Origin of the sequence: Aestuariibius sp. HNIBRBA575, assembly GCF_040932005.1 — a bacterium.
In the GTDB taxonomy this organism is placed as follows: Bacteria; Pseudomonadota; Alphaproteobacteria; order Rhodobacterales; family Rhodobacteraceae; genus CANLNM01.
Genome location: NZ_CP162414.1, coordinates 2,131,608 through 2,154,941, shown reverse-complemented (window position 1 = coordinate 2,154,941; position 23,334 = coordinate 2,131,608). Strand labels below are relative to the sequence as shown.

Below are 23,334 nucleotides of genomic sequence, written 5' to 3'. Positions count from 1 at the left end.
CTTGAAAGGACTTATCCATTAGGACGGTAGTCGTCCAATATAGTGAGGCAGCAGAACGATGCGTGATCCGGTAGAAACATATATGAACTTGGTTCCCATGGTGGTTGAGCAGACCAGCCGTGGTGAACGCGCCTATGATATTTTTTCGCGTCTGCTGAAAGAGCGGATTATTTTCCTGAACGGTCCTGTGCATGATGGCATGTCATCGCTGATCGTGGCCCAGCTTTTGCACCTGGAGGCTGAAAACCCATCCAAAGAAATTTCGATGTATATCAACAGCCCCGGCGGCGTTGTGACATCGGGTTTGTCGATCTACGACACGATGCAATATATCAAACCCAAAGTGTCCACTTTGGTGATCGGTCAGGCCGCATCTATGGGGTCGCTGTTGTTGACGGCTGGCGAAAAAGGCATGCGGTTTTCCCTGCCAAATAGCCGCGTGATGGTGCACCAGCCATCCGGTGGGTATCAGGGGCAGGCCACGGATATCATGATCCACGCCGAGGAAACCCTGAAACTGAAACGCCGGTTGAACGAAATTTACGTAAAACACACCGGTCGCAGCTATGAAGAAGTAGAGCAGGGTCTGGAACGTGATAATTTCATGTCGCCAGAGGATGCCAAAGAATGGGGGTTGATCGATGAGATCGTTGAATCCCGTAGCAAAGGTGACGACGACGACGCGTAACAAATTCGCGACGATTTTGCCGTTGTGGACCGGAACGGGCTGGCCTAGGATTAGGTCAGTTCGACCGTCCAGAACGGACACAAGGGCCTTAGGCCGAAGGGTTAAGTTATATGACGAATTCGTCAGGCAGTGACAGCAAGAACACGCTCTATTGTAGCTTTTGCGGCAAGAGCCAGCATGAAGTGCGCAAGCTGATCGCGGGACCGACCGTATTCATCTGCGATGAATGCGTCGAATTATGCATGGATATTATCCGCGAAGAGACGAAATCTGCCGGATTGAAGTCGAGTGAAGGGGTGCCTTCACCCAAAGAAATCTGTGAAGTTCTAGATGATTACGTGATTGGCCAAGGCCATGCGAAACGTGTGCTGTCTGTGGCGGTGCACAATCATTACAAACGTCTGAACCACGCCGACAAAACCGATATTGAGTTGGCGAAATCGAACATTATGCTGATCGGTCCAACGGGCTGTGGTAAAACGTTGTTGGCGCAAACTTTGGCGCGCATTCTGGATGTGCCGTTTACAATGGCTGATGCGACCACATTGACCGAAGCCGGTTATGTTGGCGAGGACGTTGAAAATATCATCCTGAAATTGCTGCAAGCGTCCGAATATAACGTCGAACGCGCCCAACGCGGCATCGTTTACATCGACGAAGTAGATAAAATTACGCGTAAATCGGACAATCCTTCGATCACGCGGGATGTCTCTGGCGAAGGTGTGCAACAGGCCCTGTTGAAGATCATGGAAGGCACCGTTGCCTCTGTGCCTCCGCAAGGCGGACGCAAACATCCGCAGCAGGAATTTTTGCAAGTGGACACCACGAACATCCTGTTCATCTGTGGTGGTGCATTTGCAGGTCTGGACCGGATTATCGCGCAACGTGGCAAAGGCTCTGCAATGGGCTTTGGTGCGGATGTGCGGGATGAAAGCCAGAAAACAGTTGGCGAATATTTCAAGGATCTGGAACCAGAAGATCTGTTGAAATTTGGTTTGATCCCTGAATTTGTTGGTCGTCTGCCGGTGATCGCCACGTTGGAAGATTTGGACAAAGATGCGCTGGTCACCATTTTGACCGAGCCTAAAAACGCGTTGATCAAGCAATATCAGCGTTTGTTTGAGCTGGAAGATGCCAAATTGACCTTTACCGATGATGCGCTGCAGGCGATTGCCAACCGCGCCATCGAACGCAAAACAGGCGCACGTGGTCTGCGATCCATTATGGAAGATATCCTGCTGGATACCATGTTCGACCTGCCCGGCATGGAGAGCGTGAACGAAGTGGTCGTCAACGAAGAGGCCGTGGGCCCAGACGCCGCGCCGCTAATGATCCATGCGGATGCGGACCAAGAACCGGCAAGCGCAAGTTAATCTTTTCAACGTGATAAAGGGGCGGCCTTCGGGTCGCCTTTTTCTTTTCTACAGAGGGACTTATGAACGTTCGTCACATTTCCACCGGATCCCCGTTCGAAGAGCAAATCGGCTATAGCCGCGCGGTTGTTGCGGATGGCTGGGTCTTTGTTTCTGGCACAACGGGCTATGATTACGCCACGATGACATTGCCAGATAGCGTCGAGGATCAATGCCGCAACACGCTCGACACAATTGGCAAAGCGCTGATCGAAGCGGGGTCCAGTTTGGACCACGTCGTCCGGGTGAATTACATCCTGACAGATGGGGCGGATTTTCCGGCGTGCTGGCCGATCACATCGCAGGTTTTCGCCAAGGCAAAACCAGCCGCGACAATGATTCAGGCCACCTTGATGGAGCCGGCGATGAAAATCGAAATCGAAGTCACGGCTCGCATCCCTGAATGACGGCAAATGTGCGCTCATGTCACTGGACCTTGGCGGTTTTTTACGGCATGAGTGAGCCAAGCAACGGAGCATCCCATGGGCGTACTTAACTTTATCAAGCGCATCTTTACATGGTGGGACGGGCAAACCCTGAACACCCAGATTTTCACATGGCGCAAAGGCGTCCGTGTTGGCGAAGATGGGCAGGGCAATGTCTATTACAAAAACCAAGATGATTCAAAACGTTGGGTTATTTTCAACGGCGAAATCGAAGGCAGCCGGATCAGCCCTGATTGGCATGGTTGGATTCACCGCACCTGGGATCAGCCGCCTACGGATCAACCTTTGGTGCACAAAGATTGGGAAAAACCGCATCAGGATAACCTGACCGGGACGGTTTTGGCCTATGCGCCGGACGGGTCTTTGCGTCAATCCCGCCCTGCGGACCGATCCGATTATGAGGCTTGGTCCCCTGAATAAGGGACAATTGTCATGCGCGAAAATACCACAGAAGTTTTAACCGGCGCGGCCATTTTATGTGTCGCTTTGGCGTTTCTCTTTTATCTGACGCAGGCGGCTGGCCTCAGCCGATCCAGCGAAGGCTATGATTTAACGGCCAGTTTTCGGTCCGCCGAAGGGCTGAGCGTTGGCACGGATATCCGTTTGGCAGGGGTTAAGATCGGGTCTGTGACGGGCTTGGATCTGAATGTGCAAACTTATCGCGCCGATGCGACAATGACGTTTCAGGACGGGATTTTGATCCCCGATGACAGCGTTGTCGCTGTCGCATCCGAAGGATTGCTGGGGGGAACATTCGTTGAAATTTCGCCCGGTGGGTCATTCGAAAACTTTGCAGCTGGCGATGAAATCACCAACACCCAAGGCGCGGTTAGCGTAATCCAATTGCTGGTTAAGTTTGTGAGCGGCGGAGAAGAAGGCGCATGATCCGCGCGATCGCCACCGCCGTATTTTGCCTGTTCACAGCGCCCGTTTTGGCACAAGAGGCCAGCAGTGCAAACGGCGCAATGATCCGCGTCTTGGACAAAACCACAGGGTCCACTGTGGATTTGGAAATGTCCGTCGGGGAAACCAAACACGAAGGTCGGCTGGAAATTTATCTGGGCGATTGCCGATATCCAGCCGGGAACCCATCCGGTGACGCCTTTGCGTTATTGGCGATTTTGCCACGGGGGCAGGATGAGCTGGCCTTTCGTGGTTGGATGGTCGCGTCCAGCCCTGCATTGAATGCAATGGACCATCCGCGCTATGACGTTTGGGTGCTGCGCTGTACCACATCCTGAGCCGAGGGCAGGGGGGATACCCCCTGAAATTGCGCTTCACTTTCAATTGCTTGCGCCAATCTACGGCGATATTCTGCACGAGAAATCTCAATCCCACCGAGGCTTTTCAAGTGGTCGGTTATGAATTGTGTGTCAAACAGCGTGAACCCTGAATTGGTCAGGTGACATGTCAAATAAGCGAGCGCGACCTTTGACATATCGGTTTGGGTGGAAAACATGCTTTCACCAAAAAACACGCTGCCAAGGGCAACGCCGTAAACGCCGCCAACCATGTTTTTGCCCTGCCAGACCTCGATAGAATGGGCAAAGCCAGCAATGTGCAGCGCCGTATAAAGGCTGAAAATCGTGTCGTTAATCCAGGTTTCAGGACGGTTGGCACAGGCTTGGACGCAGCCGGTGAAGTCCTGGTTCAGCGTCACATCAAATCCACCACGCTGAATGCGTTTGGCCAGGGATCTCGAAATGTGAAACCCATCAAGCGGCAGAATTCCACGGCGTTTTGGGTCAACCCAGAACACTTCTGGATCGTCTTTGCCTTCGGACATGGGGAAAATGCCGCTGGCATAGGCATGTAGCAGCAGCTCTGGGGTGAGGGGGGCGTTCATGACGCCCGCCTCTGAATTATAGGTTTTCTTCCAGCCACTTTTCCAGCCAGTGAATGTTGTAAGAGCCTGATAACACCGCTTCTTCTTGCAACAACGCATGGAACAGCGGAACTGTCGTATCGATGCCATCCACAATCAATTCGCCCAATGCGCGGGCCAATCGTGACAGGGCTTCTGGACGGTCCCGGCCATGTACGATCAGTTTCCCAATGAGGGAATCGTAATAGGGCGGGATTGAATAGCCGTCATATAGCGCAGAATCCATCCGAACGCCCAAACCGCCCGGAGCGTGATAGGCTGAAATTTTACCCGGACATGGGGCAAAATTCGGCAGCTTTTCCGCATTAATCCGAACCTCAATGGCGTGGCCGTTGATAGAAAGATCATCCTGCGTGAACGACATTGGCAGGCCTTCGGCCACGCGAATTTGTTCGCGCACCAGATCGACACCAAAAATAGCCTCGGTGACGGGATGTTCCACCTGCAAACGGGTGTTCATTTCGATGAAATAGAATTCGCCATTTTCATAGAGAAATTCGATGGTGCCCGCGCCGATATAGTTGATATTGGCACAAGCATCCGCACAAATTTTACCGATTTTGGCACGTTCTTCGGCAGAAATGCTGGGGCCGGGGGCTTCTTCGAACACTTTTTGATGGCGGCGTTGCAGGGAACAATCGCGTTCCCCCAAATGCACAGCTTTGCCTTTGCCGTCGCCAAAAACCTGAATTTCGATGTGACGGGGGGTGGTCAGATATTTTTCAATATAGACCTCGTCATTGCCGAAATTGGATTTGCCTTCGGACCGTGCGGTGCCAAAGGCCTCTTCCATGTCAGCGGCTGTTTGCGCCACTTTCATGCCGCGACCACCGCCACCAGCTGTGGCTTTGATGATCACAGGATAGCCGATTTCGTCACCGATGCGTTTCGCGGTTTCCAGATCGGGAACGCCGCCGTCAGACCCTGGAACGCAGGGCACGCCCAGCGCTTTCATGGTGTCCTTGGCGGTGATTTTGTCGCCCATCATGCGGATATGTTCCGCTGTGGGGCCAATGAATGTCAGGTCGTGATCTTCGACGACTTGGACAAAATTGGCGTTTTCAGACAGGAAACCATAGCCGGGATGGATCGCTTGGGCTCCGGTCACTTCGCAGGCGGAAATGATCGCTGGAAAGTTCAGGTAGCTTTGTGTCGAAGGGGCGGGGCCGATGCAGATGGCTTCGTCGGCCATGCGCACATGCATCGCATCGCTGTCCGCGGTGGAATGCACCGCAACCGATGCAATTCCCATTTCGCGGGCAGCGCGGATCACGCGCAGGGCGATTTCGCCACGGTTGGCAATCAGGATTTTATCGAACATGGACAGCGCCTTATTCGATAATCACAAGAGGCGCGCCATATTCGACTGGGCTGCCATCTTCGACGAGGATCCGTTTAATTGTACCGGATTTAGGGGCGGGGATCTGGTTCATTGTTTTCATCGCTTCGATGATCAACAATGTGTCGCCTTCGGACACTTGGTTGCCAACGATCGAAAACGCTGGCGCGCCGGGTTCTGCCTGCAGATACACAGTGCCCACCATCGGAGAGGTCACAGCGCCGGGATGGCTGGACGGATCTTCGGGGGCCTCAACCGCGGTAGGCGCGGCTGCAGGGGCCGTAGCAACAGGTGCGGCGGCGGCGGCAACCGGCGCTGCAACTTGGTGTACAACCTGTTTTTGACGGCTCACACGGACGTTTAACCCGTCATTTTCACCGTAATCGCGGCTCACTTCCAACTCTGTCAGGTCATTTTCCTGCAAAAGTTCAGCCAATGCGCGGATAAAACTTACGTCGCCTTCGTGCTTGGAATTTTCACTCATCTGTCGTCCTCGGCCCGTTGCCTGTTTTCATGGGTTTGCGTGATTTATACGCAAACCGGTCGACTGTCCTAGGGGAAAGTCATCTGATTTAGGGCTTATATGCCACAAGCCCGTCAGGGGAAAGCAGGTCGGTGCGGAAAACGGGTTAGTTATTCTCCTCTTGTTTGGGGGAAATCAGGGCTTTTGGCTCGCTTAGGGTCTGTGCGTCACTGATTTGCGCATCTGCCCGTTCAATAGCAGCGGTTTCAATACGCTCTGCATCTGCGGCGCTGTTTTCTTCGGCGCGTTCGGTTTCGTTGGCTTCTACAGCGGCGGTTTCAGCCTTGGCGCTGGCATCTTTGGCATCGGCTTGTTTGGTTTCCGCCTCTTGTGCTGCATCTTCAGCTGCCTGGCGTTTTTCGGCCGTCTGCGCGGAATGCGGCAGCAGTGTAACGCCATATGGTTTTAGGACGCGTTCAATTTCTTTGATTTCAGTGCGGTTATTGTGACCCGTTTCGCTGGCTTCCAACATGCTGGCTGATACCACGGCTTGTTGGGATGTTGATGGCGGGATCGCCAAAGGCACGTTGGGTTGCGGATCGCGAACCGTTGCGGCCACATCGGCCACAGGTCGCTGATCAGCGACAAGCCGCGGCGCCGGAGGCACTTGGGTTGTCGGTTGAATTTCCATCTCAGGCTCCTTTAACAGAGCCCCCACCAAGGATGAGATTAGCAAAGCCAAACGCGGGAAGTGTTAATCGGAGGATGAAAATCGCCCAAATCAGGGGGGAAACTGACCACAGGGTAAAGGAAGTGTTAAAAAAAGCAGGCCAATCCAAGATCAGCCTGCCAGAGTAAGCGTCGATAAACGCTTGGGAGTATCGTCAAATCGCCAGATATTGTTGGCGCAAAGCTTCGTCGTTCAGCACTTCTTTGGCATCGCCATCAAAGACCACCTTGCCGGTGTCCAAAATCACGGCGCGATCCGCCAGTTTCAGCGCAGCCACCGCATTTTGTTCCACAATCACGGTTGTGATGCCTTGATCGCGGATGACGTTAAGGGTTTTGGCAATCTCTTGCACGATCACAGGGGCCAGACCTTCGTAGGGTTCATCCAGCAACAATACCTTAATGTCGCGGGCCAGGGCGCGGGCAATGGCCAGCATTTGCTGTTCCCCACCAGACAGGGTCACGCCCTCTTGTTTGCGGCGTTCGCCCAGACGCGGGAACAAGCCATAGAGCCGTTCCAGCGACCATCCCACAGGTGGGGCGATCTGGGCCAGTTGCAGGTTTTCCTCCACCGTGAGGCCGGGGATGATCCGCCGGTCTTCTGGAACCAGACCGATGCCTACGGATGCCGCTTCGTGCGATTTCATTTTGTGCAGCGGTTGGTGATCCAGCCAGATTTCCCCGTGCCGCAATTCCGGATCGTCCAGACGGGCAATGGTGCGCAGGGTGGATGTTTTACCGGCCCCATTGCGCCCGAGCAGCGCCAGAATTTCGCCTTCGTGGATGTTAAAGCTGATATTTTGAACGATATAGCTTTCGCCGTAATAGGCTTCGATTTCATGCACACTGAGGAAAGCAGGGGCGTGCGACGCGTGTTGGGCATTTGGATCCCAATTTGGATTGGACGTCATAATGTTGCTCCTTAGACCTGCGCTTCGCCCAGATACGCTTCGCGTACCTTGGGATGGCCTTTGATGTTTTCCGGGATGTCTTCGACCAAGGGGGTGCCCTGTGCCAAAACGGTGATCCGATCGGCAAGGCTGAACACAACATTCATATCGTGTTCGATGATCGCCATGGTCAGGCCGCGTTCCGTACGGATGTCTTTGAGCAGCTGAATGGTGTTTTCCGTATCCGCGCGGGCCATCCCGGCGGTGGGTTCATCCAGCAGCAACAGACGCGGTTCCTGCACCAGACACATGGCCATTTCCAACCGCCGTTTATCCCCACGTGACAGGGACGACGCGGTGATGTTGGATTTGTCCAGCATCTTGACGTCCGACAATTGTTTTTCTGCCATTTCCAGAATGTCTTTTTCGTCGCCCACAGATTCAATGGCATGCATCCGGTAGGACCCATCGCGACGCGCAAAACAAGGGATCATCACGTTTTCCAACACCGTCAGATCCGCAAAGATTTCTGGCGTTTGGAACACGCGCGATATGCCCATCTGGTTGATTTCAAACGGTTTACGTCCCAACACTGATTGGCCATCAAAACTAACCGATCCGCTGTCGGGGATCAATTTGCCCACCAAACAGTTCAGCAGGGTGGATTTACCGGCCCCGTTTGGGCCGATAATTGCGTGGCAGGTGTTTTCGGTCACGCTGAGGTTCACATCCCCCAGCGCTTGCAAACCACCGAAGCGTTTGTTCACGCCTTTGACTTCGAGAATACCCATAGGTCGTGCTCCTTATTCGGCGGGGTTTGTGTTGGGGGTGACGGTTTCATCGGGGGCTTTTTTGCGTTTCAGCAGATTGCCGATCCGTTTGCCGCCATCCACCAGACCACCGGGCAAGAAGGTCACAACCAGCATGAACATGATGCCCAATGTCAGGTGCCAGCCTTTGCCGATAAACGGGTGCAGAATGGTGACGATCAGGTTTTCAAGCCCATCTGGCAGGAATTCAAACCAGCCATGCAACACGGTGTCGTTGATCTTCGAAAAGATGTTTTCGAAGTACTTGATAAAGCCCGCGCCCAGCACCGGACCGATCAAAGTGCCAACGCCGCCCAGAACCGTCATCAGAACAACTTCGCCCGATTGGGTCCATTGCATCCGTTCGGCCCCAGCCAAAGGATCCATCGACGCCATCAAACCACCGGCCAGACCGGCATACATGCCAGAAATCACAAACACAGCCAATGTGTAGGGACGGGGGTTCAGACCTGTATACATCATCCGTTGCTGGTTGGATTTCACCGCCCGCAACATCAGTCCAAACGGCGAGCGGAAGATGCGGATCGACAGATAGAAGGCCGCGATCAGGATCAACGCACATAGGTAGTAGCCAACCGAGAAGTCAAACGACCAGCCCGCCACGTCCAGCGTATATGTCGACCGCATTTCCAGCCCAAACAGGTTGGTAACAGGGAGTGAAGTCAGCGTGCCGCCTCCGTCCAGAATGCGGGGGTCATCCAGCGCCAATTGCAGGCCGGTTTCGCCGTTGGTCAGCGGTGTCAGCACCGAATAGGCCAACCGGAATGACATTTCCGCGAATGCCAGCGTCAGGATCGAAAAGTAGATGCCCGAGCGCCGCAGACTGACATATCCAATCAGCAGGCTGAACAATCCGGCCACGATGACCGACAGGATAATGGCGGGCAGGACGTTCATGGATAGCAGTTTGAACATCCAAACGGCTGAGTAGGACCCCACACCCAGAAACGCGGCGTGACCAAAGGACAGATAGCCTGTCAGGCCGAATAACAGATTAAACCCGACGGCAAAGATGCCAAAGATTACAAAGCGTTGCATCAAGTCAGGATAACCTGCGTTGAACTGCGCCAGGGCGGAGCCTTCGGGGAAGGGGTTCAGGATGAACGGTGCGCACATGGACAGGATGGCCACAACGATCAAGAGGGTAGTGTCTTTTTTGGTAAGACCGAGCATGGCTTATTCCTCCATCACGCCCTTGCGGCCCATCAGGCCCCGAGGACGGGTCAGCAGAATGATAATAGCAACGACGTAGATGATGATTTGGTCGATGCCGGGGATGATGTCTTTGAAGATGTTCATGGACGCAAAGCTTTGCAGGATACCCAGCATAAAGCCTGCCAGAACCGCACCGGGCAGCGATCCCATGCCACCAACAACCACCACAACAAAGGACAGAACAAGGAAATCCATGCCCATATGGTAGTTTGGCGAATTGATCGGTGTGTACATCACACCGGCCAGACCAGCGACGGCGGCGGCGATGCCAAACATCATGGTAAAGCGTTTGTCGATGTTGATGCCCAGCAGACCCACGGTTTCACGGTCAGCCATCCCTGCGCGCACAACCATCCCAAAGGTGGTGAACCGCAAAAAGGCAAAGACTGCGCCGATGATGGCCGCTGAGAACAAGAAATAGACGATGCGCCAGTAAGGATAGAGGATTTTGTTGGCGTCAAATCCCATCCAGACCCCAAAGTCGAACGAGCCTTTGAACACTTCTGGGGCAGGGGTTGGGATCGGGTTGGCGCCATAGAGGGCTTTGATGATTTCCTGCAAAACAATCGCCAGACCAAATGTCACAAGGATCTGATCCGCGTGGGGACGTTTGTAGAAATGTTTGATCAGCCCGCGTTCCATGATGAAACCAACGGCGATCATCACCGGAATGGCAAACAGGATCGCCAGCGGCACAGCCCAGTCGATAATGGCCGCGCCCGTGGCTTCGCCGAACCATTTTTCCACATAGGGCACATCCACCTTTAGGGGGTTGCCAAGGAAATCTTTGCGTTCCGGGTCGATCACTTCGTAAGACAAAGACAGGATACGGCTCAGCGTCACCGCACAGAACGACCCGATCATAAACAGCGCCCCATGGGCAAAGTTCACAACACCAAGCGTGCCGAAAATCAGCGTCAGTCCGAGGGCAATCAAGGCATAAGCCGAGCCTTTGTCCAGACCGTTAAGCAGCTGAAGAATGAGTTCATTAAGTGGAATGAAGGCCAGCAATAAGCCGACGATTACCACGAGAATAAGCGGAGTGGTGGCCGCCTTTATCAGTCCATTCCCTGGAGAGGTCATTGTTCTTCCTTTGTCATAGGAGTCAGGCGGGGGGCGCACGTAGACCCGATTTGATCCGGGGGTTTTGCGTGCATGCGGGCCTGCTATGCTGCCAATATGCGCAGTTTTTCAGTGGGTTATGGCAGGTATGGACGCGCGGATTGCGCGCGCCCATTTGATGGATAGATTAAGCGCCTGGGTTACATTCACCCAAAGAGCCACCTGCAAACATCGGGTGATCAGGTTCATATGTAACCTGAGCCGCCGGTGTAACTTCCACAACTTCGAGAAGATCGAACTCGTTTTCAGGGTTTTCTTTACCCTGCACAACCAGCACGTCTTTGAAACACTGGTGATCAGCGCCACGGTACAGAACGTCACCGTTGCCCAAACCAGAGAATTCAAAGTCTTCCAGAGCTTCGGCAATCGCACATGGGTTAAAGGACCCCGCACGCTGTGCCGCATCCGCATAAAGGATGGTCTGGCAATATGTCGTGTGTGCAGCCTGGCTAGGTGGGCGACCGTATTTTTGGCCAAACGACTGAACGAATTCAGCAGTTCCCGGACGATCCAGCGTCCAGTGCCAGTTGGTCGATCCAAGGATCCCGGCCACGTTGGCTCCCGCACCCTGCGCCATCAGACGCGAATAGAGCGGCACAACGATTTCGAAGTTTTTGCCATTGGCAGATGCTTCGCGCAGGCCAAACTGAACCGCGTTGGTCAGCGAGTTCACCATGTTGCCGCCGTAATGGTTCAGAACCAGAACATCCGCACCAGAGTTCAGCACAGGCGCGATATACGCAGAGAAATCTGTTTCGGCGAGCGGCGTGCGCACGTCGTTAACAGTTTCCCAACCCATGGCTTCTGTTGAAGCCGCGATGGATTCTTGCTGTGTCCAGCCCCATGTGTAGTCAGCGGTCAGGTGATAGGCCTTGCGGTCTGTCCCATAGCGATTGGCCAACACCGGTGCCAAAGCCGCACCAGACATGTACCCGTTAAAGAAGTGACGGAAACCGTTGGCTTTCTTATCTTTGCCGGTTGTGTCGTTCGAATGTGTCAGACCGGCCATAAAGATCACGCCAGCTTCTTGGCACAGACCCTGAACCGCAATCGCCACACCCGAGGATGACCCGCCGGTGATCATGATGGCGCCGTCTTTTTCGATCATCGACTTGGCCGATGCACGGGCCGCGTCTGATTTGGTCTGTGTGTCACCTGTGACAAAGTTCACTTCTTTGCCAAGAATACCTGTGCCTTCCAGCGCATTAGAGCTGAATGTGCTCAGCATGCCGCCATCGCCACCGCCATTCAGGTGCTCAACCGCAAGTTCATATGCGCGCAATTCGTCCGCGCCTTCGTCCGCATATGGACCGGTCTGTGGCACGTTAAAGCCAAAGGTCACGGTGGACCCGGTTGGTTCATTGGTGAACGCAGCAACCGAAGACGCCGTAAAGATCGTCGGTGTGGCCAAAGCAGCGCCAGCAACGGCACCAGATTTCAGCACGCGACGACGTGTAAAGTTGGTTTTGGACATTAGAATCCTCCCTGTTTGTGGTGCAGCTGGGCCTCCTCTGCCCTGCTGCGTACAGTTTACACTGTGTTTTAAGTATCGTTACGAATTCGTAAATTTTTCAACAAGGCCCATTGACGCAACAATATTTTTGTAAAGAATTGCACACTGCAGGTGCGAAGTGTGTAAATTCATTTTCTTGCGACTGCAGAATGGACATGAAAAGCCTCAGGAAATTGGAAACCAGCAATGTCTCAGAAGCAGCTGACAGGAACCCGCATCCGTGAACGGCGCATGGATCGGGGCATGCGCCAATCAGATCTGGCGCGTCAGGCCGGGATTTCCGCATCCTATTTGAACTTGATTGAACATAATCGGCGCAGAATCGGCGGCAAATTGTTGCAAGACATCGCGCAGGCTTTGGGGGTTGAACGAACAACCTTAACGGATGGGGCCGAGGCGGGGGTGCTCGAGGCGCTGGGGCAGGCCGCGGCACGGGTTTCTGACAGGGGCGTCGAACTGACCCGATCCGAAGAATTTGCCGGCCGGTTTCCGGGCTGGGCCGGGTTGATCGCCGCACAGAACCGTCGCATCGGCCAGCTTGAGGAACAGATCAAGGTTCTGGCAGACCGTTTGGCCCATGACCCCCAATTGGCCGAGGCCCTGCATGAAGTGATTTCAGCTGTGACCTCTATCCGGTCCACGGCGTCGATTTTGGTCGAAGATGACACATTGGATCAGGATTGGCTGAACCGGTTTCATGGCAATATTCACAAAGACAGCCAGCGTTTGGCAGAAAGTTCGCAATCTTTGGTGGCGTATCTGGACACCGCCGAAGACGAAGGCGGGACTGCTTTGTTGCCCCAAGAAGAGGTTGAATCGTTCTTGGCGCGGCGTGGATATTGGTTGCCGGATTTGGATCAGGCTGCATTGGCTGGTGATAGCACAGCAGTGATCAGCGATGTGTTGGGGGCCGCAGATACGCCGCCATCACGGGTGTCGCAGCGTATTTTGCGCGCGCATCTAAGGGAATATTCGGCGGATGCGCGGGCGTTGCCATTTGAGCCGTTTTTTCAGGCCGTGAATGATGTGGGGCCCAACCCGGATACATTGGCGGACATGTTTGATGTGCCTATGGATCAAATTCTGCGCCGTCTGGCCCATTTGCCGGATCAACCGGGCAAACCCCAGCGTGGCTTGGCGATTTGTGACATGTCGGGGGCGTTGATTTATCAAAAACCACTGGGCGGGTTTCAATTGCCGCGGGCCAGCGGGTCCTGTCCGCTTTGGCCGATTTATCAATCCTTGGCGCGACCGGGTTTTCCCATTCGGGGGCATGTGGCATTGCCGGGCGAACCCTCTGAGCGGTTTTTATGTTATGCGGTTGCGCGTCCCAGAGTCACAGCGGGATTTGATCGCGAACCTGTTATGGAGGCGACGATGCTTGTTTTGCCGGCCTCGGATTTACCACAATCAGAGGCGCGGCCAGTGGGTATCGGGTGTCGCGTTTGTCCCAGAACGGACTGCGTGGCGCGGCGTGAACCGTCCATTCTGTCGGAACTTGGGGAGAAACCGATAGAAAATGCTGAATCGTAGACCACCAATTTGGTTAATCTGCGACACATCAAGGTTTGCTGTTCTTTACAAGTGCATAACTTTGACGCGATAGTTCGAAGACGGGGAGGACACATCCATGACCAGCACGGGCATGACCAGCACTGGCCGGGAAGGGCAGGCAATGGGGCGGCGCGTTCTTTTGATCGAGGACGAGCCAAACATCATCGAGGCAATCAGCTTTATTCTATCAAGGGATGGCTGGACGGTGCACACCCATTCGGATGGCACAACTGCGATGGACAAAGTGCGCGCATCACCACCTGATATGGTGATTTTGGACGTTATGCTACCGGGGCGGTCGGGCTATGACATCCTGCGCGATTTGCGCGGGGATGCGGATATGCATGACCTGCCGGTAATGATGTTGACGGCGCGCGGTCAAACCAAAGATCGTGAATTGGCCGAAGCATTGGGGGTCACCCGGTTCATGACCAAGCCATTTTCGAATTCTGAGATTTTGGAACATGTGCGGGCCTTGGCTGGGCAAGATTCAGCATGAACACGCCGCGCCAAGCTCCGATATTTCTGGAGCGATCCGGATATCGACAGCGGCGCATTCGGGATTTTGCCCGATTGTTGCCCATTATCGGGGTGATTTTGGTGTTGATGCCCCTGCTTTGGCCGGGGGGCGCGCAATCTGATCATGGGACCGCAGATGCGTTGCTGTATCTGTTTTTTGTGTGGTTGGTGCTGGTGGCCGTCGCTGTGGCTGTGTCGCGCAAGCTTCGGGATGGGATGACACCCACTGAAGGCGCGTCTGATTTTTCGACCCAAACCGCACCAAAATCCCACCAAGAGAGGCCATAAATGGTGTCGTTTAACCTATTGGTTGCCGTCGCCATTGCCTATGTGGCGTTCCTGTTTATCGTCGCGTTTGCCGCAGAACGTCAGGTTGAAAAAGGGCGCGGGGCCTTTTTGCGATCCTCGACGATTTATACGTTGTCCTTGTCGATCTATTGCACCGCCTGGACATTTTATGGCGCCGTTGGATATGCGGCGCGATCCGGTCTGGAATATATTACGATCTATCTGGGACCCAGTTTGGTCCTGATTGGATGGTGGTGGATCCTGCGCAAATTGGTGCGCATTGGGCGTAGCCAACGCATCACATCCATCGCTGATTTGATATCGTCGCGGTTCGGCAAATCCACCATGCTGGGGGTGATTGTCACCTTAATGGCTGTGATTGGCACGACGCCCTATATCGCGCTGCAATTGCAATCGGTTACCCTGTCATTTGCAGTCTTTGCAGAGGCCGCAGGCCGGCATTGGGGCACCGAAGAATTGTCGACCGCTGGGCTCTGGGTTGCGGGGGGGCTGGCGGTGTTTACGATCCTGTTTGGCACCCGCAATCTGGATGCAAATGAACGTCATAACGGCATCGTCATGGCCATCGCCGTCGAAGCTGTGGTCAAACTAGGTGCGCTGATGGCGGTTGGAGCCTTTGTGGTTTGGGGCATCGCCGACGGGGTCCAAGACACCTTAACGCGCATTGATGCCTCCCCGATCGGGGAATGGGAACAGCCGGGCGGGCGCTGGGTTGCGCTGATATTCCTGTCGGCTGCCGCGATCATATGTCTGCCCCGCATGTTTCAGGTCTTGGTGGTGGAAAATGTCGATGAACGGCATTTGGCCACGGCAAGTTGGGCCTTTCCGCTATACCTTGCAGCGATTTCGCTATTTGTTGTGCCAATTGCGGTGATTGGGCTGGACCTGCTGCCCGAGGGATCGAACCCGGACCTGTTTGTGCTGACCCTTCCCCTGAGCCAAGAACGCGAAGGATTGGCGATCCTGTCCTTTTTGGGGGGCTTTTCATCGGCCACATCTATGGTGATCGTTGCGACCATTGCGTTGGCAACCATGGTGTCCAACCACATTGTTGTGCCGATATGGCTGTCGTCTTCGGGGACGGGGGCGATGCTGTCTGGTGATGTGCGTTCGGTGGTTGTGGGCGCGCGACGCATGTCCATCGCGGGCGTGTTGGCACTGGGGTATGTTTACTACCGATTGTCTGGCGGATCAGAAGCATTGGCCGCAATCGGGTTGATTTCCTTTGCCGGGGTCGCGCAAATTTTGCCCGCTGTTTTTGCCGCCCTGTTTTGGCGCGGCGCCAACCGTTTGGGCGCGGCATCTGGTTTGCTGATCGGGTTTGCCATCTGGGCCTGGACCTTGTTTTTGCCGTCATTTGGCACCGATGCGGTGATTTCTCAGGCGGTGCTGGATCATGGTCCATGGGGGTTTGACTGGTTGCGTCCGCAGGCCCTATTTGGCATCGAAGGTCTGGACCCGGTTGTGCATGCATTATTCTGGTCAATGATGCTGAACACGCTGGCGATGATGATCATTTCGATCATGACCTTTCCCACACCATTGGAACGGTTGCAGGGCGCGCAATTTGTCAATGTATTTGAACATTCCGCTGCCGCCCCCACATGGACACGTAGTGCTGCGGCCGCCGAAGATCTGCTGATCATGGTGCAGCGCATTCTGGGACCCGCCGAGGCGCAGACTTTCTTTGAAAACGAAGCGGCACGCCAAGGCAAAGAGGGTTATCTGCCCGATGTGACGTCCGATTTTATTGAACGATTAGAAAAGGTTCTGTCAGGGTCCGTTGGGGCAGCGACGGCGCATGCCATGATTGGCCAGCTGACCGAAGGCGCCAGCGTTTCAGTCGAAGATTTGATCGCGGTGGCTGATGAAACGGCGCAGATTATGGAATATTCCAGCCGGCTCGAAGCGAAGTCAGCCGAACAGGATCGCACCGCGCGTGCCCTGCGAGAAGCGAATGAAAAGCTGACGCAATTGTCGATCCAAAAGGATGCTTTCCTCAGTCAGATCAGCCATGAATTGCGCACGCCGATGACATCGATCCGGTCCTTTTCCGAAATCCTGCGCGAAGGTGATCTGGATCAGGCTTCTTTGGATCGATATGCAGGAATCATTCACGCCGAAGCCATTCGTTTGACGCGATTGCTGGATGATTTGCTGGACCTGAGTGTGCTGGAAAATGGTCAGGTGACGTTGCAACAGCAAACCGGGTCGCTGCGAGATTTGATCGACCGTGCCGTTGCCGCAACTGAGGGCCGCAGTTCTGAGATGGTGATTCATCGGGATTTCGATCAGGAAATCGGCGTGATGCTGGATACGGATTTGGACCGCCTTGGGCAGGTATTCATCAACTTGATTTCAAACGCGCAAAAATATTGTTTGGCGCAACGGCCCGCGTTAGAAATCCGAACCAGCCGGGTATCTGGTCGGTATGTCGTTGATTTCGTTGACAACGGCGATGGAATCCCTGTGGAAAGCCAAAAACTGATATTTGAAAAATTCTCTCGGCTTGCAGATCATCGTACTGCGGGTGGGGCCGGGCTTGGATTGGCGATTTGCCGTGAAATCATGCACCGTTTGTGCGGCAAAGTCTCTTATTTGCCCGGGCAGGGCGGTGCAGCGTTTCGGGTGACATTGCCTTAGGTGATTTGATCTGCAGGAAACCGGATTGTGTTAGGTTACTGGTAACCTTGGCGAATTAATCTGCGAAAGAACAGATCAAGTGAGTATCGGGCAACGATGGACGGTGGACAATCGATTCTCGGGCAGATGGCGTCGACTCAGGACAGAGTAAACGAGGAATCTGCCAATTCCCCAACGCGACTATTGCGGTTGGGATGGGAACGTGCGGCTGAACGTGCGGCGGGTCTGTTGGTGACGGTGACCAATGTTCAGGTCGAAATCTTATCTCTGGCTGAGGTCATATCGCGCCTGAATGCGGATGATTTGCTGATTTGCCTTGCGATCCGGGGACGCCCGAGCGGCGTCAGCGCAATGGATTTGCAACTGCGCACTGCAATTGTCGAAATGCAAACCATGGGGCGATTGGGCAATGGTCCCGCCAGCGAACGCGCCGTTTCTGCTGTGGATGCAGCGCTGTGTGGACCTGTGGTGGACACATTTGTGCGTGACGTCAGCAGCAATGCAGATGAGTCAGAACTGATCGGCTGGCTTGATCTGGTCCGTTCCAAGGCGCGAATTCAAGATCCACGCGCCGCCAGCTTGATGCTTGAATCCGTAAAATATCGGTTTGTGCGCATTGCCTTGGACGTTGGGGCAGGGGATCGGCACGGGGAACTGACACTTGCGCAGGCATTGCCCCCTGAGGTCGAATATGTGGGCGAAAACAATGCGCCAACCGGTTGGCAGCAGGAATTGACCGGCGTCGTTTCAACCGCGCCGACGCAATTGCACGCGGTGTTGCACAAAATGCGGCTCACGCTGAAAGATGCGGAATCATTCGAAGTGGGGCAGGTCCTGCCGCTCCATGGATGTAAGGTTACAGATCTGAAGTTGACGGATTCGGATGGCCGTACAATTGCACGTGGTCGGTTGGGGCAGGTCAATGGTATGTGCGCCATTCGGATCGAGGATCCTGAAACACCGGAAATGCATGACGTTTCCCCCGGAGGTGGCGCCGGATTGCTAGAAGCTGGTGGGATGATGGCCGCTGATGCAGGGCCAGAAATGGCAATGGAAATGGGGGCGTTTGACCCAGACATCGATACCGGTATCGATCTGCCTGACCCAGATATGCCCGCCGCGATGCCGCTGGATATCGGTGACATGGATGACGCGCAGTCGGAATCCGATGAATTACCGGATATTGGTGGCGGTGGGATCGCGCTTGATCTTGACTTTGATCCTGATGCGGGCGCTGAAGACTCTGACACTGGTCTAGAGCTTGGGGATGGTTTCCCGATGGAGCTGCCTCCGCTTGACGACGATGACTAACCCCAATCGGGACGAGGCCAAGTTACGCTTGGTTTGGTTTTGACGGCGCCAGCGTTTGCAGCTGAGGTTTCATGCCTCGCAGATCATATCCCGCCTGCGCAGCGGCATCGATAATCTGATCTGCATCCAGTTCACCGGCTTGTGCCTGCCCAAACGCCCACAAAACTGAACACCGGTTTCCAGACGCACAATAGGCAAACACCTTGCCTTGATCCTGCGTTATCGCAGCGGCTTGGGTTGTGACCAAATCCATCGAAAAATCCTGATGAGAAAAGGGGTTATCGACAAATTTCAACCCGGCCTGTTCGACCACGGAACGCATATTTTGCGCGCAGATCGATGCAGGGATTTCCGCATCTGGTCGGTTGCAAATAACCGTGGTGAAGCCTTCTTTGACCAGGGCAGGCACATCATCCGGCGCTATTTGGGGGCTGACGGCATAGTTCGGCGAAAGGTAGTTGATGTTCATAAAAAGCGTCCTGATTAGTGAGTGGCCTGCATCTGGTCGAGTTTTGCCCGAAGGGGCGGCGCGGCGATCATACCAGCAACCATGGCAACCACAAACACGATCCCGCTAAGCCCACCAAAAGACAGGGATGCAATGGCGGGCCCGGGGCACAGACCGGCCAATCCCCAGCCCATGCCAAACAGAATAGACCCCACAACCAGATTGCGGCCCAGTTCTGCCTTTGGTTTGGGGGGAAACAAACCACCCAGCGCCGGATTGCGCCCTGCAGTGAACCGCCAAGCGATTGCCATAGGGATGATCGCCCCGCCCATAACAAAGGCCAATGTCGGGTCCCAGTCGCCAAAAACATCCAGCCAGCCCTGCACTTTGAGAGTGTCGGTCATCCCTGAAATCAAAAGCCCGGTGCCAAATAAACCACCGGCGATAAAAGCAAAAATTTTGCGCATTAGATTAGCCCCAAAACATGGCGGAACAGGATCATGATCAACCCACCCGCACCGATGTAAAACACGGTTGCAACCATGCCACGCAGCGAAAAACGAGAGATACCGCAGACGCCATGCCCACTGGTGCAGCCATTTGCGATCCGTGTGCCGATACCAACCAACAGGCCCGCGGCAATGATGATCGCTAGATTTTGCGTGGCATGCGTTTCAGCCCCGCCCATCAACAACGCAATCACCGTTGGGATGCCAACCAGCCCGGCGATAAATGCGATCCGTTCAGACGTTTGATCTTTTGCAGAGCCATCCACAACGCCGCCGATAATCCCTGACGCGCCCATGATCCGGCCATTGACCAGCAAATAGATGGCCGCCGCCACACCGATCAAGCCGCCTCCGATGAGGCCGTAAATCCAGTCCGTTTGCATGTTCTCTCCTTTATGCGACGGGTATTTGGGGCGTTTTGTTGCGCTGGCCATTCTATGACGGCCTTGCGATAGGCCCTTGTTATATCTTGTTAACCGGCACCTTTAGAAACACGTCACCTTGTTCGTCTTCGGGGGGCATTTGGCCTGCGCGCATATTAACCTGAAGCGATGGGATGATCAGTTTTGGCATCGCCAAAGTCGCATCCCGCGCGTCGCGCATTTCCACAAATGCGGCTTTGTTTTTGCCTTCGCCGACGTGGATATTGGCCGCCTTTTGTTCCGCCACGGTGGTTTCCCACGCAAAATCATCCCGCCCGGGCGCTTTGTAGTCGTGCCCGACAAAAATTCTGGTGGCGTCCGGCAGAGCAAGGATTTTTTGGATCGATGCAAACAGCATTTCCGAGGATCCGCCGGGGAAATCACACCGCGCAGTGCCAAAATCGGGCATAAACATCGTGTCGCCGACAAACGCAGTATCTGCGATCACATAGGTCAGGCAGGCCGGCGTGTGGCCGGGCGTGTGTAAAACCCGCCCTGTGAGCGATCCGATTTCAAATGTATCGCCTTGGACAAAGAGCTGATCGAACTGGCTGCCATCACGTTGAAATTCGGTGCCTTCGTTGAACACTTTTCCGAATGTGTCCTGGATCACGGTGATCTGATCCCCGATGCCAATTTTACCACCGACGCGTTGTTGAATATAGGGCGCTGCAGAAAGGTGGTCGGCATGCACATGTGTTTCCAATATCCATGTGACATCCAGATCCTGATCGCGCACCCAATCGATCACCTGATCTGCCGATGCCGTGTCGGTGCGTCCAGAGGCATAGTCGAAATCCAGCACGGAATCGATGATGGCGCATTGGTTGCCCTGTGGATCGCGCACCACATAAGACACAGTGTTGGTTGCGTTGTCGAAGAAAGCTTTTACGATAGGGGACATGATGATTTCTCCTTTGATGACAAAAATAGGCTGGCCGCAGAAACATTTCAATATTAAAATGTTTTTATTTTGCGGCAATTCCAGTGAGCAGGAGGCCCATGCCTGAAGATTTTATTATTCCCGATGCGGTCATTGCCGCCGCAGCAGACGAAGCCGCCACATTGCTAAAGGCGCTGTCGAACCCGTCGCGATTGCGATTGATGTGTGCCTTGGTGCCGGGTGAACGCAGTGTGGGGGAATTGGAAATTGTGCTGGGGGCCAGCCAATCCTATGTGTCCGGGCAATTGGCGCGGTTGCGCAGCGAAGGGTTGGTTCAGGCCAACCGGGATGGGCGCATCATTCGATATGCATTGGCCGATCCGCGTGTCATTCCTATTTTGGAACGCGTTTACGAAGTATTTTGCCCAGAGGGCGTATCCTCTCATTAATGGGCTAAGGGTCTGTGAAAAGGTAATTAATTGTGGCTAAACTGGTAAAATTCAGAATTCGGGGCGGTATCGCTATTGTGACGCTGGCCAATCCGCCGGTGAATGCGCTGGAACCAGATGTGTTGTCCGGGTTGTTTGAGGTTTTCAAGAAAATCGAAACCCATCCAGACGTCAAAGCCGTGACCCTGATCGCTGAGGGAAAGTTGTTTTCGGCGGGGGATGACATCCGCACGATGGGCCGATCACAGGGCAAATCGTCTGAAAACCAACCCAGCCTTAGTGATGTGTGTAATCTGATTGAGGCATGCCCCCATCCGGTTGTTGCGGGATTGCATGGGCCAACATTGGGTAGCGGCATGTCGCTGGCTTTGGCGGCGCATCACCGGGTTGCATCGCCTTTGGCCACGCTTGGTTTGCCTGAGGTGACATTGGGGATTGTTCCAGAAGGGGGCGCAACCCAACGTTTGGCGCGATTATGTGGCGCTGAGGCTGCATTGGATTTGATGTTAGGGGGGCAACATGTCACCGGGCAACAGGCCCAAACCCTTGGATTGATTGATTCAATGGTGCAGGGGCATCTGCATACGGGGGCGTTTGCATATGCAATGGGGCTGATGGATAACGGAGCCGCGCCGCGCCCCGTGCGTAATATTCGCACCCATCTTAGCCAAGGTGAGGTGTTTCTGAAAACAACGCTGCGACGGCGAAAGGCGCTTGAAACCTCGCCTTTGCTTGCCCCGGCCAAAATTATCGATTGCGTTGAGGCGGCCTTGCTTTTGCCGTTTGATGCTGGGCTGAGTTTTGAAAAAGCGGCGGCCGATGAATGCATGAATGGGCCGCAATCCACCGCTTTGCGCCATGTCTTTCTGGCAGAACGCGAAATTGGCGCAGAGCTGATGAAGGCCGAGGGGCCCAATCGTCGGATTGTGGATCCAGATGGGCGGGGCGTCGTGTCGCGTCTGCAGCATGTGTTTGGCGCGGTTGCAAATTATCTGGTCGATCACGGATATTCTGAACGCGACATTGATGGTGCATTGGTGGATTACGGTTTTGAACGTCCGCTTTTTGGGGCAGTTGATGCGCGCATTGGCCCCAATGGTCACGAAATTCAGCGACGCATCATTTCGGCATTGATGGTCGAAGGCGCCAAGTTGATTGAGGATCGCAAAGCCGCCAAAGGCGCTGATATCGATGCATTATCCATCCACGGGCTTGGGTTTCCGCGCTGGCGCGGCGGGCCGATGATGGCAGCACAGATCATGGGATTGACCCGTTTGCAGCGTGACATGGCCGATTGGTCCAAAGACGCACCGTTTTGGGCGGTGCCGGAATTGGTCACGGATGCGACGAAATACGCCGATGGCTTTGACGCGCTGGGTCGGCGGGCACTGATGCTCAGCTAAACGAAATGCCCAGAATGACCATCATCAGCCCGATCACGGACAAAAACAGCGATCCCAGGTTCAGCGGCAGGATTTTTTGAATGCGTGCGCGCAGATCTTCGTCTGATAAACCCTGTTTGCGGGCGCTGTTCACCTTGTAAATTGATGTGAAAATCCCAGCAAGTCCAAGGGCAGAGATCGCGGCGCCAATCCAGATCAGATATTGCATTTTAGGTCCTTTGAACGGTGCAATTGGGTCTGTGGCAGGCGTTATCGGATGTGGCGCAGATGTTCAAGTTTTCAACGGTTCTGATGCACAATCCGCGCGGGTTTGGAATGTTTGTTTGCCCATCTTGCGGCAAATGCGATGGGA

The 23,334-nt window shown here is 54.4% G+C and carries 27 protein-coding genes; 13 read left to right on the top strand and 14 right to left on the bottom strand.

The features are described 5' to 3' along the window. Positions 1 to 58: 58 nt before the first annotated feature. The 6 genes from AB1F12_RS10885 to AB1F12_RS10860 all read left to right on the top strand — a co-directional run bounded on the left by AB1F12_RS10885 (position 59) and on the right by AB1F12_RS10860 (position 3,787). Positions 59 to 688, top strand: a complete 630-nt coding sequence (locus tag AB1F12_RS10885; RefSeq protein ID WP_368184261.1) for an ATP-dependent Clp protease proteolytic subunit — start codon at positions 59 to 61, stop codon at positions 686 to 688. A 110-nt stretch (positions 689 to 798) separates the two neighbouring features. Next, positions 799 to 2,061, top strand: a complete 1,263-nt coding sequence (clpX, locus tag AB1F12_RS10880) for an ATP-dependent Clp protease ATP-binding subunit ClpX (RefSeq protein WP_368184260.1) — start codon at positions 799 to 801, stop codon at positions 2,059 to 2,061. A 62-nt stretch (positions 2,062 to 2,123) separates the two neighbouring features. Then, complete coding sequence (locus tag AB1F12_RS10875; RefSeq protein ID WP_368184258.1) at positions 2,124 to 2,507, top strand: RidA family protein; 384 nt, start codon at positions 2,124 to 2,126, stop codon at positions 2,505 to 2,507. 75 nt (positions 2,508 to 2,582) lie between these two features. Beyond that, positions 2,583 to 2,966, top strand: coding sequence for an NADH:ubiquinone oxidoreductase subunit NDUFA12 (locus AB1F12_RS10870; protein ID WP_368184256.1), 384 nt, complete (start codon positions 2,583 to 2,585; stop codon positions 2,964 to 2,966). Between the two features lie 12 nt (positions 2,967 to 2,978). Then, positions 2,979 to 3,431, top strand: a complete 453-nt coding sequence (gene mlaD, locus AB1F12_RS10865; protein WP_368184254.1) for an outer membrane lipid asymmetry maintenance protein MlaD — start codon at positions 2,979 to 2,981, stop codon at positions 3,429 to 3,431. Further along, entirely contained in the window at positions 3,428 to 3,787 is a 360-nt protein-coding gene (locus AB1F12_RS10860; RefSeq protein ID WP_368184252.1) for a DUF2155 domain-containing protein, read from the top strand. The genes mlaD and AB1F12_RS10860 overlap by 4 nt, the downstream gene beginning before the upstream one ends. Here the strand turns inward: AB1F12_RS10860 and aat are convergent. From aat to AB1F12_RS10815, 9 genes are all read right to left on the bottom strand, one after another. Further along, positions 3,751 to 4,392 (bottom strand): leucyl/phenylalanyl-tRNA--protein transferase, encoded by a 642-nt coding sequence (gene aat, locus AB1F12_RS10855; protein ID WP_368184251.1) that lies wholly within the window; start codon positions 4,390 to 4,392, stop codon positions 3,751 to 3,753. The genes AB1F12_RS10860 and aat overlap by 37 nt on opposite strands. A gap of 16 nt (positions 4,393 to 4,408) precedes the next feature. Beyond that, on the bottom strand, positions 4,409 to 5,752 hold the full coding sequence (accC, locus tag AB1F12_RS10850) for an acetyl-CoA carboxylase biotin carboxylase subunit (protein ID WP_368184250.1): 1,344 nt from the start codon (positions 5,750 to 5,752) through the stop codon (positions 4,409 to 4,411). 10 nt (positions 5,753 to 5,762) lie between these two features. Continuing rightward, a complete protein-coding gene (gene accB / locus AB1F12_RS10845) occupies positions 5,763 to 6,254 on the bottom strand; it encodes an acetyl-CoA carboxylase biotin carboxyl carrier protein (RefSeq protein WP_368184248.1) in 492 nt (163 codons plus the stop codon). A 145-nt stretch (positions 6,255 to 6,399) separates the two neighbouring features. After that, on the bottom strand, positions 6,400 to 6,924 hold the full coding sequence (locus AB1F12_RS10840; RefSeq protein ID WP_368184246.1) for a hypothetical protein: 525 nt from the start codon (positions 6,922 to 6,924) through the stop codon (positions 6,400 to 6,402). A 193-nt stretch (positions 6,925 to 7,117) separates the two neighbouring features. Further along, positions 7,118 to 7,873, bottom strand: a complete 756-nt coding sequence (locus AB1F12_RS10835) for an ABC transporter ATP-binding protein (protein ID WP_368184245.1) — start codon at positions 7,871 to 7,873, stop codon at positions 7,118 to 7,120. Positions 7,874 to 7,884: 11 nt separating this feature from the next. Then, on the bottom strand, positions 7,885 to 8,643 hold the full coding sequence (locus AB1F12_RS10830; protein ID WP_368184243.1) for an ABC transporter ATP-binding protein: 759 nt from the start codon (positions 8,641 to 8,643) through the stop codon (positions 7,885 to 7,887). Positions 8,644 to 8,655: 12 nt separating this feature from the next. Beyond that, on the bottom strand, positions 8,656 to 9,855 hold the full coding sequence (locus tag AB1F12_RS10825; protein ID WP_368184241.1) for a branched-chain amino acid ABC transporter permease: 1,200 nt from the start codon (positions 9,853 to 9,855) through the stop codon (positions 8,656 to 8,658). A 3-nt stretch (positions 9,856 to 9,858) separates the two neighbouring features. After that, positions 9,859 to 10,980, bottom strand: a complete 1,122-nt coding sequence (locus AB1F12_RS10820) for a branched-chain amino acid ABC transporter permease (RefSeq protein ID WP_368184238.1) — start codon at positions 10,978 to 10,980, stop codon at positions 9,859 to 9,861. A 166-nt stretch (positions 10,981 to 11,146) separates the two neighbouring features. Continuing rightward, the gene (locus tag AB1F12_RS10815; RefSeq protein WP_368184237.1) at positions 11,147 to 12,493 is read right to left on the bottom strand and encodes a substrate-binding protein; all 1,347 of its coding nucleotides are present in this window, start codon (positions 12,491 to 12,493) and stop codon (positions 11,147 to 11,149) included. A 225-nt stretch (positions 12,494 to 12,718) separates the two neighbouring features. On the opposite strand from AB1F12_RS10815, the gene AB1F12_RS10810 reads away from it, so the two are divergent. From AB1F12_RS10810 to AB1F12_RS10790, 5 genes are all read left to right on the top strand, one after another. After that, complete coding sequence (locus AB1F12_RS10810; protein ID WP_368184235.1) at positions 12,719 to 14,065, top strand: short-chain fatty acyl-CoA regulator family protein; 1,347 nt, start codon at positions 12,719 to 12,721, stop codon at positions 14,063 to 14,065. Positions 14,066 to 14,207: 142 nt separating this feature from the next. Next, positions 14,208 to 14,585 carry a response regulator transcription factor gene (locus AB1F12_RS10805; protein WP_368188354.1) on the top strand — a complete coding sequence of 126 codons (378 nt, stop codon included), beginning with the start codon at positions 14,208 to 14,210 and terminating at the stop codon, positions 14,583 to 14,585. Continuing rightward, positions 14,582 to 14,893 (top strand): hypothetical protein, encoded by a 312-nt coding sequence (locus tag AB1F12_RS10800; protein WP_368184234.1) that lies wholly within the window; start codon positions 14,582 to 14,584, stop codon positions 14,891 to 14,893. The genes AB1F12_RS10805 and AB1F12_RS10800 overlap by 4 nt, the downstream gene beginning before the upstream one ends. After that, on the top strand, positions 14,894 to 17,557 hold the full coding sequence (locus AB1F12_RS10795) for an ATP-binding protein (protein ID WP_368184233.1): 2,664 nt from the start codon (positions 14,894 to 14,896) through the stop codon (positions 17,555 to 17,557). It abuts the gene before it with no gap. Between the two features lie 126 nt (positions 17,558 to 17,683). Further along, positions 17,684 to 18,868: a FliM/FliN family flagellar motor switch protein gene (locus tag AB1F12_RS10790; RefSeq protein WP_368184232.1), complete on the top strand. Its 1,185-nt coding sequence runs from the start codon at positions 17,684 to 17,686 to the stop codon at positions 18,866 to 18,868. A gap of 22 nt (positions 18,869 to 18,890) precedes the next feature. Here the strand turns inward: AB1F12_RS10790 and AB1F12_RS10785 are convergent, their stop codons facing one another. The 4 genes from AB1F12_RS10785 to AB1F12_RS10770 form a co-directional block, all read right to left on the bottom strand. Beyond that, positions 18,891 to 19,337 (bottom strand): TIGR01244 family sulfur transferase, encoded by a 447-nt coding sequence (locus AB1F12_RS10785; protein WP_368184229.1) that lies wholly within the window; start codon positions 19,335 to 19,337, stop codon positions 18,891 to 18,893. A 14-nt stretch (positions 19,338 to 19,351) separates the two neighbouring features. Continuing rightward, positions 19,352 to 19,783, bottom strand: coding sequence for a DUF6691 family protein (locus AB1F12_RS10780; protein ID WP_368184226.1), 432 nt, complete (start codon positions 19,781 to 19,783; stop codon positions 19,352 to 19,354). Then, positions 19,783 to 20,208 carry a YeeE/YedE family protein gene (locus AB1F12_RS10775; RefSeq protein WP_368184225.1) on the bottom strand — a complete coding sequence of 142 codons (426 nt, stop codon included), beginning with the start codon at positions 20,206 to 20,208 and terminating at the stop codon, positions 19,783 to 19,785. The genes AB1F12_RS10780 and AB1F12_RS10775 overlap by 1 nt, the downstream gene beginning before the upstream one ends. Positions 20,209 to 20,287: 79 nt before the next feature. Continuing rightward, positions 20,288 to 21,151, bottom strand: coding sequence for an MBL fold metallo-hydrolase (locus tag AB1F12_RS10770; protein WP_368184222.1), 864 nt, complete (start codon positions 21,149 to 21,151; stop codon positions 20,288 to 20,290). Between the two features lie 98 nt (positions 21,152 to 21,249). Here AB1F12_RS10770 and AB1F12_RS10765 point away from each other — a divergent pair, with 98 nt between their 5' ends. After that, positions 21,250 to 21,579 carry an ArsR/SmtB family transcription factor gene (locus tag AB1F12_RS10765; protein WP_368184221.1) on the top strand — a complete coding sequence of 110 codons (330 nt, stop codon included), beginning with the start codon at positions 21,250 to 21,252 and terminating at the stop codon, positions 21,577 to 21,579. A 32-nt stretch (positions 21,580 to 21,611) separates the two neighbouring features. Further along, positions 21,612 to 22,982, top strand: a complete 1,371-nt coding sequence (locus AB1F12_RS10760) for an enoyl-CoA hydratase/isomerase family protein (RefSeq protein ID WP_368184220.1) — start codon at positions 21,612 to 21,614, stop codon at positions 22,980 to 22,982. On the opposite strand, the gene AB1F12_RS10755 is transcribed toward AB1F12_RS10760, so the two are convergent. Then, positions 22,975 to 23,190: a hypothetical protein gene (locus AB1F12_RS10755; protein ID WP_368184217.1), complete on the bottom strand. Its 216-nt coding sequence runs from the start codon at positions 23,188 to 23,190 to the stop codon at positions 22,975 to 22,977. The genes AB1F12_RS10760 and AB1F12_RS10755 overlap by 8 nt on opposite strands. Positions 23,191 to 23,334: the final 144 nt, after the last annotated feature.

What these genes read in the sequence shown, in the direction of transcription:
- AB1F12_RS10825 (WP_368184241.1), bottom strand. Translation starts at nt 9,855, where the DNA reads ATGCTCGGTCTTACCAAAAAAGACACTACCCTCTTGATCGTTGTGGCC.
- AB1F12_RS10785 (WP_368184229.1), bottom strand. Translation starts at nt 19,337, where the DNA reads ATGAACATCAACTACCTTTCGCCGAACTATGCCGTCAGCCCCCAAATA.
- AB1F12_RS10765 (WP_368184221.1), top strand. Translation starts at nt 21,250, where the DNA reads ATGCCTGAAGATTTTATTATTCCCGATGCGGTCATTGCCGCCGCAGCA.
- AB1F12_RS10820 (WP_368184238.1), bottom strand. Translation starts at nt 10,980, where the DNA reads ATGACCTCTCCAGGGAATGGACTGATAAAGGCGGCCACCACTCCGCTT.
- AB1F12_RS10755 (WP_368184217.1), bottom strand. Translation starts at nt 23,190, where the DNA reads ATGCAATATCTGATCTGGATTGGCGCCGCGATCTCTGCCCTTGGACTT.
- AB1F12_RS10840 (WP_368184246.1), bottom strand. Translation starts at nt 6,924, where the DNA reads ATGGAAATTCAACCGACAACCCAAGTGCCTCCGGCGCCGCGGCTTGTC.
- AB1F12_RS10860 (WP_368184252.1), top strand. Translation starts at nt 3,428, where the DNA reads ATGATCCGCGCGATCGCCACCGCCGTATTTTGCCTGTTCACAGCGCCC.
- AB1F12_RS10815 (WP_368184237.1), bottom strand. Translation starts at nt 12,493, where the DNA reads ATGTCCAAAACCAACTTTACACGTCGTCGCGTGCTGAAATCTGGTGCC.
- mlaD (WP_368184254.1), top strand. Translation starts at nt 2,979, where the DNA reads ATGCGCGAAAATACCACAGAAGTTTTAACCGGCGCGGCCATTTTATGT.
- AB1F12_RS10800 (WP_368184234.1), top strand. Translation starts at nt 14,582, where the DNA reads ATGAACACGCCGCGCCAAGCTCCGATATTTCTGGAGCGATCCGGATAT.
- AB1F12_RS10770 (WP_368184222.1), bottom strand. Translation starts at nt 21,151, where the DNA reads ATGTCCCCTATCGTAAAAGCTTTCTTCGACAACGCAACCAACACTGTG.
- AB1F12_RS10875 (WP_368184258.1), top strand. Translation starts at nt 2,124, where the DNA reads ATGAACGTTCGTCACATTTCCACCGGATCCCCGTTCGAAGAGCAAATC.
- AB1F12_RS10780 (WP_368184226.1), bottom strand. Translation starts at nt 19,783, where the DNA reads ATGCGCAAAATTTTTGCTTTTATCGCCGGTGGTTTATTTGGCACCGGG.
- AB1F12_RS10790 (WP_368184232.1), top strand. Translation starts at nt 17,684, where the DNA reads ATGGCGTCGACTCAGGACAGAGTAAACGAGGAATCTGCCAATTCCCCA.
- AB1F12_RS10870 (WP_368184256.1), top strand. Translation starts at nt 2,583, where the DNA reads ATGGGCGTACTTAACTTTATCAAGCGCATCTTTACATGGTGGGACGGG.
- clpX (WP_368184260.1), top strand. Translation starts at nt 799, where the DNA reads ATGACGAATTCGTCAGGCAGTGACAGCAAGAACACGCTCTATTGTAGC.
- AB1F12_RS10885 (WP_368184261.1), top strand. Translation starts at nt 59, where the DNA reads ATGCGTGATCCGGTAGAAACATATATGAACTTGGTTCCCATGGTGGTT.
- AB1F12_RS10805 (WP_368188354.1), top strand. Translation starts at nt 14,208, where the DNA reads ATGGGGCGGCGCGTTCTTTTGATCGAGGACGAGCCAAACATCATCGAG.
- aat (WP_368184251.1), bottom strand. Translation starts at nt 4,392, where the DNA reads ATGAACGCCCCCCTCACCCCAGAGCTGCTGCTACATGCCTATGCCAGC.
- AB1F12_RS10775 (WP_368184225.1), bottom strand. Translation starts at nt 20,208, where the DNA reads ATGCAAACGGACTGGATTTACGGCCTCATCGGAGGCGGCTTGATCGGT.
- AB1F12_RS10835 (WP_368184245.1), bottom strand. Translation starts at nt 7,873, where the DNA reads ATGACGTCCAATCCAAATTGGGATCCAAATGCCCAACACGCGTCGCAC.
- accB (WP_368184248.1), bottom strand. Translation starts at nt 6,254, where the DNA reads ATGAGTGAAAATTCCAAGCACGAAGGCGACGTAAGTTTTATCCGCGCA.
- AB1F12_RS10795 (WP_368184233.1), top strand. Translation starts at nt 14,894, where the DNA reads ATGGTGTCGTTTAACCTATTGGTTGCCGTCGCCATTGCCTATGTGGCG.
- AB1F12_RS10830 (WP_368184243.1), bottom strand. Translation starts at nt 8,643, where the DNA reads ATGGGTATTCTCGAAGTCAAAGGCGTGAACAAACGCTTCGGTGGTTTG.
- accC (WP_368184250.1), bottom strand. Translation starts at nt 5,752, where the DNA reads ATGTTCGATAAAATCCTGATTGCCAACCGTGGCGAAATCGCCCTGCGC.
- AB1F12_RS10810 (WP_368184235.1), top strand. Translation starts at nt 12,719, where the DNA reads ATGTCTCAGAAGCAGCTGACAGGAACCCGCATCCGTGAACGGCGCATG.